This is a genomic window from Kribbella sp. VKM Ac-2566 (genome assembly GCF_004366005.1).
In the GTDB taxonomy this organism is placed as follows: domain Bacteria; phylum Actinomycetota; class Actinomycetes; order Propionibacteriales; family Kribbellaceae; genus Kribbella; species Kribbella pratensis.
The window spans coordinates 110,904-124,094 of sequence record NZ_SODT01000003.1 but is presented as its reverse complement, the minus strand read 5'-3'; the positions used below and the strand labels follow the sequence as shown (position 1 = coordinate 124,094).

Annotated in this window: 12 protein-coding genes and 1 pseudogene; 4 read left to right on the top strand and 9 right to left on the bottom strand. The window is 63.7% G+C overall.

The annotated features are described in order from the left end of the window. Positions 1-588: 588 nt before the first annotated feature. Together EV647_RS03020 and EV647_RS43480 are read right to left on the bottom strand one after the other, a co-directional pair. Complete coding sequence (locus EV647_RS03020) at positions 589-1,248, bottom strand: SDR family NAD(P)-dependent oxidoreductase (RefSeq protein ID WP_305016638.1); 660 nt, start codon at positions 1,246-1,248, stop codon at positions 589-591. Beyond that, positions 1,133-1,393 carry a hypothetical protein gene (locus EV647_RS43480; RefSeq protein ID WP_305016637.1) on the bottom strand — a complete coding sequence of 87 codons (261 nt, stop codon included), beginning with the start codon at positions 1,391-1,393 and terminating at the stop codon, positions 1,133-1,135. The genes EV647_RS03020 and EV647_RS43480 overlap by 116 nt, the downstream gene beginning before the upstream one ends. 498 nt (positions 1,394-1,891) lie before the next feature. Between EV647_RS43480 and EV647_RS03015 the strand changes: the two genes are divergently transcribed. Then, complete coding sequence (locus tag EV647_RS03015) at positions 1,892-2,899, top strand: aldo/keto reductase (RefSeq protein ID WP_133998040.1); 1,008 nt, start codon at positions 1,892-1,894, stop codon at positions 2,897-2,899. A 333-nt stretch (positions 2,900-3,232) separates the two neighbouring features. Here EV647_RS03015 and EV647_RS03010 read toward each other — a convergent pair whose 3' ends face one another. Both EV647_RS03010 and EV647_RS42800 read right to left on the bottom strand, forming a co-directional pair. Beyond that, positions 3,233-3,850, bottom strand: a complete 618-nt coding sequence (locus tag EV647_RS03010; RefSeq protein WP_133998036.1) for a DUF4937 domain-containing protein — start codon at positions 3,848-3,850, stop codon at positions 3,233-3,235. A gap of 436 nt (positions 3,851-4,286) precedes the next feature. Beyond that, positions 4,287-4,565 (bottom strand): bifunctional hydroxymethylpyrimidine kinase/phosphomethylpyrimidine kinase, encoded by a 279-nt coding sequence (locus tag EV647_RS42800; protein WP_238177000.1) that lies wholly within the window; start codon positions 4,563-4,565, stop codon positions 4,287-4,289. 221 nt (positions 4,566-4,786) lie between these two features. On the opposite strand from EV647_RS42800, the gene EV647_RS03000 reads away from it, so the two are divergent. Further along, positions 4,787-5,485, top strand: a complete 699-nt coding sequence (locus tag EV647_RS03000; RefSeq protein ID WP_133998032.1) for an alpha/beta fold hydrolase — start codon at positions 4,787-4,789, stop codon at positions 5,483-5,485. Positions 5,486-5,794: 309 nt separating this feature from the next. After that, positions 5,795-6,538: pseudogene (locus EV647_RS02995) on the top strand (serine hydrolase domain-containing protein); the annotation flags it as partial. A gap of 251 nt (positions 6,539-6,789) precedes the next feature. Here EV647_RS02995 and EV647_RS43340 read toward each other — a convergent pair. The 4 genes from EV647_RS43340 to EV647_RS02975 all read right to left on the bottom strand — a co-directional run bounded on the left by EV647_RS43340 (position 6,790) and on the right by EV647_RS02975 (position 11,276). After that, on the bottom strand, positions 6,790-7,077 hold the full coding sequence (locus tag EV647_RS43340; RefSeq protein ID WP_255517893.1) for a winged helix-turn-helix transcriptional regulator: 288 nt from the start codon (positions 7,075-7,077) through the stop codon (positions 6,790-6,792). Between the two features lie 194 nt (positions 7,078-7,271). Beyond that, positions 7,272-8,720 carry an MFS transporter gene (locus EV647_RS02985; protein WP_133998026.1) on the bottom strand — a complete coding sequence of 483 codons (1,449 nt, stop codon included), beginning with the start codon at positions 8,718-8,720 and terminating at the stop codon, positions 7,272-7,274. 892 nt (positions 8,721-9,612) lie between these two features. Next, the gene (locus EV647_RS02980) at positions 9,613-10,350 is read right to left on the bottom strand and encodes a haloacid dehalogenase type II (protein WP_133998023.1); all 738 of its coding nucleotides are present in this window, start codon (positions 10,348-10,350) and stop codon (positions 9,613-9,615) included. Then, entirely contained in the window at positions 10,347-11,276 is a 930-nt protein-coding gene (locus tag EV647_RS02975; protein WP_202876025.1) for a PLP-dependent cysteine synthase family protein, read from the bottom strand. The genes EV647_RS02980 and EV647_RS02975 overlap by 4 nt, the downstream gene beginning before the upstream one ends. Positions 11,277-11,473: 197 nt before the next feature. Here EV647_RS02975 and EV647_RS02970 point away from each other — a divergent pair, with 197 nt between their 5' ends. Beyond that, positions 11,474-12,268 (top strand): aspartate/glutamate racemase family protein, encoded by a 795-nt coding sequence (locus tag EV647_RS02970; protein ID WP_133998019.1) that lies wholly within the window; start codon positions 11,474-11,476, stop codon positions 12,266-12,268. A gap of 184 nt (positions 12,269-12,452) precedes the next feature. Here the strand turns inward: EV647_RS02970 and EV647_RS42795 are convergent, their stop codons facing one another. Beyond that, on the bottom strand, positions 12,453-12,878 hold the full coding sequence (locus EV647_RS42795) for a hypothetical protein (protein ID WP_238176999.1): 426 nt from the start codon (positions 12,876-12,878) through the stop codon (positions 12,453-12,455). Positions 12,879-13,191: the final 313 nt, after the last annotated feature.

The window sequence follows — 13,191 nt, the reverse complement described above, 5'->3', positions numbered from 1 at the left end:
GCCGCGTCCCAGCCGCCAACACCGAGGAACCATGACCACCAAGGGGTCAATTTTCAACTGCCGCAAGGGGGTCAGTTTTCGTCTGCCGTTGACAGTGACCACGGCTCCGAGCAGTTGAAGAGGATGTGGAGTTGGCAGCCACGGTCCTAGCGTCGGCGGGTGGAGCTACCGCCACGACGGTGCCGAGGGCCAACAACAAGGGGCGTCAAGGCTCGTGCTTTGCGGACTTTCATGTACATACGGCTCCTCACTTAAAAGGACGGTCGACAGCTTCGAAGCGACCTGAGGGATCGCACACGCTCGTGCTGCCCTTACTGACATACGCATCCAGCCGTCGTCAGGTTCACTGGGCCAGAGTTCGTCGACAGCAGCGCGCGAGCAGCTCACGCCGACCCGGCTCTGTCTCCTCAATGATCCCGTGGCTTCGGTCATCACTCAGACGGGAGGCCGAGGAAGGTGGCAAGGTGGCCGACCGAGCTTGCTGGCATGGGACCGGCCCTCACATCGGATCCGGTTCGCCCTCTCCGCCACCACGCCCGGATCGACACCTAGCCGTACGGCTGTGTCTCAGCTGATACGAGCGGCGAGTCAAGTGCTGGAGAAGTCGGTAGCGCCGCGCGTCGCGACAGCTTCGAGTTCGTCGATTCGTTGATGGAGTCTGGCGCGGATGTGGTCGTAGGCCATGCTTCCGAGTGGTAGCCGCAGTGGTGGGTCGTCGCTGGTGGCCGCGTCGATGATCGCGTGTGCTGCTCGGACTGGATCGCCGGGTTGGTTGCCGTCGAGCTGCGCGAGGAGTTGCCTGACTTCGCCGACGCTTTCTGCGTATGCGGGCATCGGTTCGGTCGACCGCATCGAGCCGGCACTTGCGAACGACGTACGATGCGGTCCCGGTTCGACGATGGTGACGCCGATCCCGAGGTGGGCTACTTCGGCGGCGAGTGCTTCGGAGAAGCCTTCGACCGCGAACTTGCTGGCTGTGTTGTAGGCGCCGCCGGGGAGTGCCTCGATGCCGTTGAGTGACGACATCTGCAGAAACCGGCCGGACCGGCGGATGCGGAAGTACGGCAGCGCGGCACGGGTAACGTTGATCACTCCGTACAGATTGACCTCGAGTTGGCGGCGCAGTTCGTCGTCAGTGAGCTCTTCGACGGCGCCAACGTGCCCGTACCCGGCGTTGTTGACCACGACGTCGACGCCGCCTGTGTCCTGCTCTGTCTGCTGTACGACGGCACGGGCTTTCTTCGGGATCGGTGACATCGAGACGTGCGGTAAGCGCACCGTCGGCGAGGTAGTCCAGCGAGTCCGGAGTTCGCGAGGTGGCGACCAGCCGGTCGCCGCGGTCGAGGACTTCCTTGCAGATCGCACGGCCGAAGCCACTCGATGCACCGGTCACGAACCAGACGCGAGTTCCGTTCTGCTCGGGCACGAGTGGATCCTCCTTCTGGTGAGTGTTGTTGTTCGATCTTGCATCACCCGTGCCCCGCCAACGGCACAGCAAACCCGCCCACCTCGCCGGGCTCTCTCTATGGTCACGGCGGTGATAGCGGCGCCTGGCGCGACGACTGGGACGCTCGGCCCGCCCTAACAGGCATCGGGGCCAGCTCCGCAAGTCCGAGCCCAAACAACGTTTAGCTGCCGCCTAGATGTTATTCGACGAGGTCGTTGCCCTGGGCTACGACAATGTGTAGGACGGTCACCCGACAGATCGGTGTCCGCCGGTTGCGGCCGGGCTACGAGCCGCGTTCGACCATCCGCGGCCGTGCGGGTGCGGTGATTCGTGTATCGGCCGGGCGAGGAGAGACGGGCCCCAACCGAGAGAAGACGTCAGACGTGCGGCGCTGGCGATCGGGGCTTGTGCTGGAGCGCGCACCAGGTCATATCCTCTATCGCCATGGACTATCGGTTTGTTGGAAGGACGGGGCTTGAGGTCAGTGAGTTGTGCCTCGGTACCTGGCGGTTTGGTGAGGAGGCTGACGAGCCGGCATGTCATCGCATGCTCGATGAGTTCGTTGATGCGGGAGGCACATTTATCGACACTGCTGACGTTTATGGGTACAGCACGTCAGAGGAGATCCTGGGGAACTGGCTGAAGAATCGGTCCCGTGGCGACCTGGTGGTCGCGACCAAGGTCTACGGCGAGGCCGCGCCTGGCCGACTCGTACAGGGCGCAGGGCGCAAGCACATTCTCCGCGCGGTCGACGCAAGTCTGCGACGGCTCCACACCGACTACATCGATCTCTACCAGATTCACGTGTTCGACGACGTCACGCCCTTCGAGGAAACGCTGTCGACGCTGGACGGACTCGTGCGCAGTGGCAAGGTCCGGTTCGTCGGAGCTTCCAACTACACCGGCTGGCAGTTCCAGAAGTCGATCGATCTGGCACGCCAGCACGCATGGGAGCCATTCGTATGCCTGCAACCTCTCTACAACCTGCTCGACCGGGATGCGGAGTGGGAGCTGGTACCGGTCTGTCAGCAAGAGGGCGCGGGTCTGATTGCGTACCAGCCGCTCGCCGGTGGGTGGCTGTCGGGGAAGTACAAGCGTGGTATGGACGGCCCACTGGCCGGGACCCGGGTCGAGGCAAATGGCAGCTGGCATAGCAGAGCCACGCCGGAGACGTGGAGTGTCATTGATGAGGTACTGGCGATCGCTGACGAGGTCGACAGAACTCCGGCACAGGTGGCACTGCGATGGCTGCTGCAGCGGCCGGGGGTGACGGCACCGATTTTTGGGGCGCGCACAGTTGACCAGCTCCGCGACAACCTTGGCGCTACAGGATGGTCGCTCGCCCCGGACCAGTTGGACCGCTTGACAGAGGTCAGCGATCGACCGCTTCCGTACCCATACGGTACGCAGGCGTTGCCTCAGTTTCGTCGACGGTTACGCCACCCAACCTAAACTCTGGACGTGTCTGGCATCGCTCGATCTGCCATCATCGGTGATGTCCGACCTGGCAACCTCGGTCTGCCCGGGCCTGCACCTGGCTCGCGCGATGGTGCAAGGTTTAGTCTGAAGCCGCACGCGGTCAGACCTGGAAGCTGTCCACGGATCCATTGTTCGCGGCCTTGGTTCCGCGGCTTCGTCAGGTTGTACGTGAGCCAGCCGGAGAACGCGGTGTTGCTGGCGGTGGACGAGAAGGGACATGCTCAAACCCTTGGTCTGGACCAAGACCGCCGACCAGATCCTCGACATTCTCGCCGCCTACTGCACCGAACCAGCGGCCGACGGGCACTAGCTGGGCGTGCCCGGCACGTACCAGGTGGCTTGAAGGACGATCTGATGACCGATGATCGATTGCACATCGAGATCTGGTGTGGCGTGCTCGCGCAAACCTGGAAAGCGCTCTCGCAGATACTCATCATGTGCATCTGAGTTCTCCCATTGCGTCACAACCAGGAACTCGTTCAGTTCACGTTGAGCGAAGACTCCACCCTGGAAGCCAGGCGTACGAATCATGCCCGGATTCCAGACGGATGCTTGAACCTCGGTGAAATGGGAGACGCGACCCGCGTGGACCTTGCATCGCGCGACTCGAAGCATCTGCTGGCGATTAACCTCTTCGGGAGTGTGGCCAATGGTCTGCTGAGTCTCGTACAACAGCACGTCGACGTCAGTAAAGGTATTGGCCTGACGACTGGCGATCAGGTCGTGCGGTCCGCTCATGAAAGCCTGATAGCTTGCCCGGTCCGCCCACAGGCCGAACACGTGGGCAACGCTCGAGTTGGCGCGATCCCAGCCGCCACGTTGACCGAGAAACCCCGCGAAGCCACGGAGATCGGCCCAGGCCCTCTGCCGGCGGTCGAATTCGACCCGACCATTCACTGTGCACCGGATCCATTTGAGCAACACGCAACAACCTTATGACGTAACTCTGTTGTCAAAGGCAACGTCAGAGGTTCTTTAGAGCCTCGGTCATCGAGGGTGTCCGCGGCGATGAGTTCCAGGGGGCCGCCAGATCGCGCGCCGGCGTCACAGAGACCGGCAAGCATGAAACGTCACGTCGGTGTTGGTGAATTCGTCGTTGCCGGTCTTGTCGGCCAGCAGCGCCCTGGTCCTCGGATGCAAGTCACCGGGACGAAACGCCGGATGCGAACGCAGCAAGGAGATCCGCCGCTCTCGGACCCGGAGCGAACCGATCGCGTGCTGCTCAACCTCGTGTACACCCGACCTGGCTCGCCACGAGCTCCCGCCCGTGCCGAGTCCTCGGAGACGCGTGTATACCGGCGTACGCGAAGGGCTGGCACCTGGTTCCGAGCAACACACGCGCGGGAAGGTCTGCCGACCATCACCCGCCCCGACCCTCATCCTGCACGGGCGCGGGGCGGGGTCCTTTCGCGCGGACCAGCTCCACCGAGGCCAGCGTGGACTCGAGCGTGTCCGTCTCGGTGCCGGTCAGGAAGCCCAGCTCGAACTGGTTGGGCGCGATGATGTCGGCTGCCGGAACCACCCGATCGCGCAGCAGCACCGGGATGGCGGGAGCGACGAAGCACCCGGACTTCGCGTTCCCCATCACCGGGTCGCAGGAGTACACCGCCGCAGGATTGGCGGCCTTCACCCGCTTCACCGTCTTCGAGGATCACGTCGGCGATTCCCTCGCCACCCTGGTGGCCCGAGAGCACCACGTCGATCTGCGGAAGGACTCCGCGGTCCTCGATCCCCAGCAGAACCTCTCGCACGTCGTCCGGGCTGATCATGGGACCACGCCATGCCCCGTTGCTGGTGTGGTTCGAGAAGTTCACCGTCTCCACGGGCGGCACCTCACTGACTTGGTCTACTGTGCGCGGTATGAGTGAGTTTGTACTGGTGCCGGGAGCCCGGCTGGGGGCTTGGGCCTGGGACGCCGTCGCGGAGAGTCTGCGGAGTGCCGGGCACGCGGTGTACGCGGTGACCTTGAGCGGGCTGGCGGAGCGGGGTGGGCCGGACGCGGGCCGGGTGGGGCAGCAAGAGCATGTCGACGACATCGTCTCGGTGGTCGAGGGCAACGAGTTGTACGACGTGGTGCTGGTCGGGCACAGCTACTCAGGGATCCCGGTCGGGCAGGCGGCCGGCCGGAGCGGAGATCGGCTGCAACGGGTCGTGTATGTCGACTCGAGCATTCCGGCTGACGGCCTGTCCTTCGCCGACGGCTGGCCCGCGCACGAGCGGGCGTGGCTGGCGGAGCAGCTGATCGAGGGCGACGGCACGTGGCTGCCGGCGGAGGCGGAGCACTTTGTCGACCAGGACCTGTCCGAGGAGGCAATCAGCCAGCTGGTGTCTCGCAGTACGCCGCATCCGGGCTTGACGCTGACGCAACCGGCACGGTTGACCAGGCCGATCGGCGAGCTGCCGACGACGTACATCAAGTGCCTGATGGCGGGCGAAACGCCCTCGCCCGATGTCCAGGAGCAGCTGAGGTCGCCGCAGTGGCACCTGAGAGAGATGCAGACCGGCCACTGGCCGATGCTATCCCAACCCGCCGAGCTCCTGGCCGAGATCGTGGTCTAGCGGCCGCTGAACCATTCCTCGGCGGTGTCGAGGAATGCGTCGCGTCCGTCACGTCGCACCCCTCGGTCAACCGGACCGGAGTGAACTGCACGCGCCGGATCTCTCGCGCCGTCACCGGGCAGTCGACCGGCAACCCGTTCACGGTCGCCAGCAACCATTCGCTGCCATCACGATTCGACATCTCATCCACCACACCAGCGGCTTGCGGGATCAGTGCGCGCTGACCCTTCTCAGCGGACGACGGTTGGAAGATGTGATCACGACTGACGACATCCTCACGTTGCTCGGTCGGCAGCAAGAGCTGAACTTCCTCCCGGGTCGCAGTACAGCTACAGCAACTCCGGTTACACCCTGCTCGGCTCCATCATCGAGGCGGTCACCGAGGAGAGCGTGCGCGAGTTCTGTGCCCGCCGCATCTTCGGACCACTCGGCATCACCAGGACGTTGTTCCTCGACGACCATCACGGCATCGTCGCGCAGCGGGCCGACTCCTACTTCCGACGACCGGACGGCGAACACGACCGCATCGCCCTGTCATATTCCAATGCCGGCGCGACGAGCCTCAACACGACCGTCGATGATCTCGCCCGGTGGGTCCTCCATGTCATGACGCCCAAAGTCCGCGGCGTCCTGGAGGGTGGCTTCACCCTCCAGGACGGTACAGACCTGAGCTATGCCTTAGGTGTCACGGCTGAGGAGTATCTCGGCATCCCGTCACTGTCCCATTCAGGCCGTGATGCGGGTTATCGCGCTCATGTTCTTGTCCTGCCCGACCGGGGGATTGCTTCCGTCGTCTTGTCGAACGCAGCGCAGATGCCTGCGCAGATACTGGCGCAGAGGATGATCGGCCTGCTGTTGGACGACCCCGACAGCTTGAACAGCTCTGACAGCGGACTTCCGCCGAAAGTCCGACGACCACAGCTCGCAGACCTGGACGGTCTGCGGGGCGACACCTGGATGACGACGGCCATGCCGTGTTCGACTTCAAGTGGTCGATGGCGAGCTCATGGTCCGGTCCGGTGCGGCCTACGTGTGGCTTCATCTCGACGCTGAAGAGTGTTTCGTGAGCGACGACAGACAGTTCCGGTTCGCGCGCGCATCCGACGGCATCGTCATGTATCCCGACCACGGTGGTCCGCGGTTCTGCCACGGTAGACATGCATCCGCTCGGCCCCGGGCTGTTCCTCATCTCGGTACCGTTCCTCATCGGCTCCGATCAGGCGGAGGTTGTGCTGCGTTACTCAGCGGATCATTCACAGCTTCGCCTCGGAGATCCGCGAGCCCGCCGGATCCGCTTCACCCGACTAGGCTGACTCGACCGCGAGTTCGGTGACTCCACGCGAGGCGATCCAGAGGAAGATCGTGCGGTTCACGAGACCACTTCGTTCCAGTGCCCAGAGCGTCTGGGTCAGCATCTTGCGGGTGATCCCGCCGAGGTTCGTTGAAGCGCGTACGCCGTTCGTTCTGGGGATGAACTCGTGTGGATTGGTCGAAGCGGCCCCTCGACCAGACGGCGCGACTCCAGCCAGCTGACAACGTGTACAGGTGCGCCTTCTCGCCGCCCGGTGCCTACGCCGAGTACGTAGTCGCACCGGGTGGAGGCGGTTGCCGCCGTACTGGAAGGCGTCGATCACAGATACGCCGATGCCTCGCCGAATGCATCGGCAGGTAGCGACCAGCAGGCAGTAAGCAGCCTAGGCTTTAGCGCGATTGAGATGGAGCTGTCCGTGCCTCGGCTGGCTGCACTTCGCCGATAACTCGGCGAGGTGCGCCTTCTGGTTTACAGTTACTGGGCGGCAGGTCCATCGCTTGCGTGTGTGGCGGGTGCTGGGACAGGGTCGATTGATGCGGTCGAGCGGGCTCGTGGGATGACGGCACCCGCTGCGACGCCGAGGAGTGCGAGTCCGGCGGTTACGCCGCATGCGGGTACGAAGCCGTCGAGGAATTCTTGGGGTGAGCCGTAGCCTCCGGTGCCGATGAACGCAGCGAGAGCGACCGCAAGGCCGAAGGTGCCGCCGAACCAGCGCATCGTCGAGAATGTCCCGCTTGCTCGGCCGATGTCGGCTGGCGTGACTGTGCCGAGGACGGCCTTCTGGCAGGCGGGCATCGTCATGGTGGTGCCGGTGCCGATGAGGATCATCGGCAGTACGAGCCCGGCGTACGCGGTGGTCGTGTCAGTGACTGCGGCCAGCCATGTGGCTCCAACGGCTTGCATTGTCAGGCCGGTGACGATCAGCGGTCGTGCTCCGAACCGGTCTACGATTCGGCCGGTAACGGGTGCGAAGACAGCCAGCGCAGCGGTCAATGGCAGGAGCCGGAGCCCCGCCTCAAGCGGTCCCTGGCTGAAAGCTTCTTGGAAAAGCTGGGCGAGGAGATAGGTACCGCTGAGGTTTGATGCGAAGAGGAGGAAGCTCACCGCGTTGCCGGCCGCGAAGGCTCGTGATCGGAATAGCAGCATCGGCAGCATCGGCTGCGGAGCATGCCGCTCGAAGGTGATGAACGCGATGCTGAGCAGACCACCGGCCGAGAGGGTGCCGATCACTTCGAGGCTACTCCAGCCGGCGTCGTTGCCTCGGACTAAGCCCCAGATGAGACCGAGTGATGCCCCTGTGACGAGGACAACTCCCGGCAAGTCAACCGCGGTGCGCGGCCCGAAGCTTTCCCCGACGCGTGCGTAGACTAGAACGATTGCGAGCAGGCCGATTGGTAGGTTGATCCAGAAGATCCACTGCCAGGCGATGCCTTCTGTGATTGCACCGCCCAGGACCGGACCCGACAAGACGGCCAGACCGATTGCGGCGCTGTAGATACCGAGCACCCGCCCACGCTGCTCCGGCGGGAAGGCTGCGGTGATCATGGCCATTGCAACCGGAGTCACGAGCGCCGCTCCTGATCCCTGGACGGCGCGCGCTGCGACCAGCCAGACGGCGTCTGGCGCCAAGGCACACATCACCGACGCTCCGGTGAAGATCGCTAGGCCAGCGACAAAAATCCGACGTCGACCGAAGCGGTCACCTAACGCGGACCCAGTCAGGAGGAGTACAGCGAAGCTGAGCGTGAAGGCGTTTACCGCGCATTCCAACTCTGCCGCCGAGGCACCCAGGTCACGTCGGACCGTGCTGAGGGCCGTCATGACAACAAGCCCGTCCAGTGCCACCATGAACGACCCGACCGAGGCCAGCGCAAGCACCCATTTCGACTCGGTAGCACGGGGTGTTCGGACATTCGTACTCACGGTGCCTCCTCGTAAATCTAGCCACTACAGATATGGACACCGAGACGCGAGAAACCTGAGCGCCGAGTCCGCAGGGCAAGCCAGGACCGGACGCGTGGCACACACGATCGAGGTTTTGCCGGAGATCCGCGACGGGGGCACCGGTGCCCAGAGTCTCGGCGACAGCGCCGGAATGCTTGGCGGCAGGTACAACGATCGTGGCACCGCTCGGTAACCTGCGCTCGCCGCAGCGTCGTCGGACGTCTCGGTGACCGAGACGGGTCGTGAATTCCTTGCGGGGACCCCGGGAAGTTGACGAAGGGCAGGCGCACTGCCTTCTCCAAAGCGCCGTCGGTTTCGAACCCCGCGGTCGCCATCCGGATGCTTTCCTTGTACCCGGCAACGAAACCCCGGCACATAGTCCGCCACGTTGACCTCGCCGCTCTCAGCGATGCTAACGGCCCGCGCGCCGTACCAACGAAGTGATTCACCAGCGCGAATGTCCCGCGATGTGCACGGCGTACGCGTTTCGAACTGCTCGCGCTGAACCTTGCCCAGGACGGCCAGCGTACCTTCGAAGGCGCGGTCGAGTTCCATCCCCTGTCGTCCTTCCCCATGGATCACCCGTCAATCAGATAGACCCAAAGAGAGGAGAAAGAGTCGCCTGAACGACAAGTGGCCTGATGGCCGAGTTGCGCGGCCCGGTCGCCCAGCTACTGCAGCGCTGCTGTCTACACCTATGCCGTGTACGCGACATCCTGATGGCGATGTTGCGAGATTGCCTGTAAGTTCTGGGCTCACCGGCACGCCGGTCGCCTGAACCTCATGGCCGCCGGAACGGGCTTCTTCGTAGCGATCGGGCTGCCAGGTCGACTCCTTCAGGTTTCGTTGATCGGGCAGGTCCAGACGCCGGTCAGCAGCCGAGCACGTGCGCGAGCTCTGTCAGGCTGCTCGCTGCGAGGTCACAAGTTGTGTCGGCTGCGCGGTCTGCGGTGCGGTTTGGGCCCTTTTCCTGTGGTCGCTCAAGGAACGCCGTGCGTAGCCGTGCTCGGCGTGCCCCGTCGATGTCCCATGTATGTGCGGCGACCATCAGCATCTGTTCAGGGCGGATGGCGAGCAGTTCAGCCGCTGCCCGGTATGCCTGCCCTTGAGGCTTGTACGCCTGCCATATTTCGGCTGACAGGAGACAGTCGAACGGTAGGCCGGCGTCCTTGAGTAAGTGTGTCAGTAGAGCCACGCCACCATTGGACAGAGCAACGACGGTGTATCGGCGGCGGAGGCGGGCCAAGCCATCTGCCACATCGGGCCACGGTGTCAGGCGGTGCCAGGCCAGAACCAGGTCCCGGCGTGCTGTCTCGTCGAAGTCGTCGCCGACGTCGTAGGCGTCGAGGAGGTCGTCGAGAGCTTCCCGGTGCAGGGCGTCGAGGGTCCGCCATGGCTGTGTACCGCTGTTGACTGCCTCCAGGGCCGGCAGGTAGCGGTCTCTCCACTCGTCGGTGAAGCGGCCCGGAGACAGCTCGGTGTTTGTCCGACCGGCGATCTGCGCGACCTGCTCGGAAACACTTGTTCGCCAGTCGACAGCAGTGCCGAAAATGTCTAGGGCTATGACCGACACCTCAGCTAGATCCGCCGTCGTGGCAGAGGCGCTCATTTGCTCAGATACTTCATGCCGGTGTCACACATCACTGTAACGATCGTCGAGTTCGGGGGAAGCCGTTCGGCCAGGCGCAGTGCGACGAGGACATTTGCTCCCGTCGACGTGCCGGCGAATAGCCCTTCCTCCTGAGCCAGCCGCACCGCCATCGCCGACGCCTCCTCTGTTGACACCAACTCGATCACGTCAGCCACATCGTCGTACCACAACGGGACGACGAAGCCAGCGCCGACGCCGTCGATCTTGTGCGCACCAGTCGGGTGCCCGGAGAGGACAGCGGACTCGGCCGGTTCGATCGCGACCACGGTGATCGAGTCGTCATATTTCTGAAGCTTTTCGGCGATGCCCCGCAGCGAAGCGGCGGTACCTACGATCTGCACGAACGCATCGAGCTCGCCATTGGTCTGATCGAAGATCTCGTCCGCCATCGAGTGGTAAGCCCGCAACTGGTCGGTGTTGTTCAGCTGATCGGTCCAGAAGCCGCCGTTTTCCGCGGTGATGACCCGGGCCGCCTCGATCATGTCGCGCGTAAGTTTCTCCGTCATACGGCCGTCATCGCTGGCGATCACGTGTACCTCGGCACCGAGCGCTCGCATGTGGGCGAGCTTCTCGGCGGCGAATGCGTCCGAGCTGACGATGTCGAGGTGGTATCCCTTGACAGCACAGACCAAAGCCAGCGAGACCCCCGTGCTGCCACCGGTGTACTCGACTACCCTGCCACCCGGCTGCAGCCTGCCGTCTGCCTCCGCGGCCTCGATCATCGCCAGCGCCATCCGATCCTTGATACTTCCGGTCGGATTGCCGTCCTCCAGCTTGAGCAGGATCCGAGATCCGTTTCGCGGTCCGAGCCGACGCAGTGGTAGCAACGCGGTCTTGCCGATCTGATCCAGAACGGTACGCGGCGCGGGATCTGACATGTCCATGCCGCGAGTCTCGACCTGTGAACAGGGAACCTGTAGTTCAAAGTTTGAATCACGCGGTTTGCCAGCGCGGACGTACAGTTCAGTTCGTCGTCCTAGGGATCATCGGGATCAACTGTCGTGTCGCAGCAGGCCAACATCGGCTGACCGCAGCGAGGGGACGAGCGAGGCGGTGAGCATTGTTGGGAGGATCAGTGACGATGAGAGCTGGAGGCCTGACATCGACGACTCAAGCAACAGAGGCGTCGTCCGGCTCTGGAGAGCCTCTTCACGCGGGCATCCTTGCGCATACCACAGAAGGCGCTGCATTGTGCTTCCTGACGTTCTGTCAGGAAGGCTTCCGCGTGATCGGCCCGCATCTGCATCCCGATGTGACCCTTGACTGTATCGCGATGGGACGCAGCCTCCCCTCCTGGGACCGTGGCGACTACGCCTCGATCCGGCCGGTGCTGGCGCAGAGCGTTGACCGGCTGGTGAGTGCAGGCGCGGATTTCTTCGTCTGCCCGTGCAACACGGCCCACCTGGCGCTGGAAGAACCCGGTGCAGAATTGGCCTTGCCCGGTCTGCACATTGCGGACGTCGTTGCCGATCGAGCAGTGCGCGACGGGCGGCAGGTTGTCGGTGTACTGGGCACAAAGCTGACTATGGACGGCCCGATCTATCGGCGGGCGCTTGCAGACCGAGGACTACGTCACGTCGTCCCGCCGCTTCAGCAACGCGAACTAATCGATCGGATCATCTATGAGGAGTTGGTCAACGGCGTCATCTCCGAGGCATCCCGTGACGAATGCCGGCAGGTGATCGAGGGGCTGGAGAAGGAGGGCTGCGACGTCGTGGCAATGGCCTGCACGGAGATCCCGCTGCTGATCACCGAGGACATCTCGTTACTTCCCCTGCTCGACTCCACCAGGCTGCTTGGTGTCGCTGCTTTCGACATCGCTGTCGGCCGGCGAGCAGTGCCTTCGTGGCGCGGCGGGCCAGTACCGAGTGTCTAGCGGGTAAGGACCCTGTGTCCCGGGGTCTTACCGCGGCAGCTCGTACACGTGCGCCGTCCGGTGGGGTGGGGCACTTGCGCGCGGGCCGGGTCACCGGCGGAGCGATGCCCCATGATCGCGATTGCATAAATCGGTTCCATCTCCCGCGCCAGGAGTGTCTGCCTGCCTGACATGTCCGGAACTTTCACGGCCTCAGCTCGGTCGCTGGACAGTAGCGCTCGATCACCTGCTCGGCTAGTGCCACGCCAAGTCCGATCGGGCCCGACGGACCTAGGACCGCGCCGTTGGCGTAAATCCCGTCGATGACCAGGAGCAGCACATCGCCGAGTTCTTCGGGGTCGATGGCGTTGGCCTTCCGGGCTATGTCGATGGGTTGCTTGCGGATCTCCGCGGCGTGCTGGACCGACTCCTGGTGGCCTGGATGTTGCGGATCGCGAAACTCGGCGGCGGTGTTGTGGTAGACGCATCCCACGTACCCGTCAGCTGCCACGTGATCACGAACCATCTCGACGATCCCAAGTAGCTGCCGAGCCGGCTGACCGGGGTAGCTGTCGAACACCTTGTCGGTCTCCCTCCACCAGAGACCACGCATCTCGTGCAACCACGCCACCACAAGATCGTCCTTGCTCGGAACTCCCGGTAGAGCAGGTTATTGCCGAGATTGGACTCGTCGATCACCTGCTGCAAGCCGACGGCACGCACTCCACGCTGGCTGAAGAGTTCGACGCAACCTTCAGGATCCGCTCCCCAGTACCGGGCGCCGGTTGCCTTGCCACAGTCTGCCTCTCTCGCTTGCACTCCAAAGTTTGACACATGTCAGCTTGCCAAATAGGCTACGGACCGATCGGTCCCGGACTGATCGGTCCGCTAAGTTTCCCGCTGAAGGCAAGACACACGATCGAATCAGTCGCGACAGGTACGAC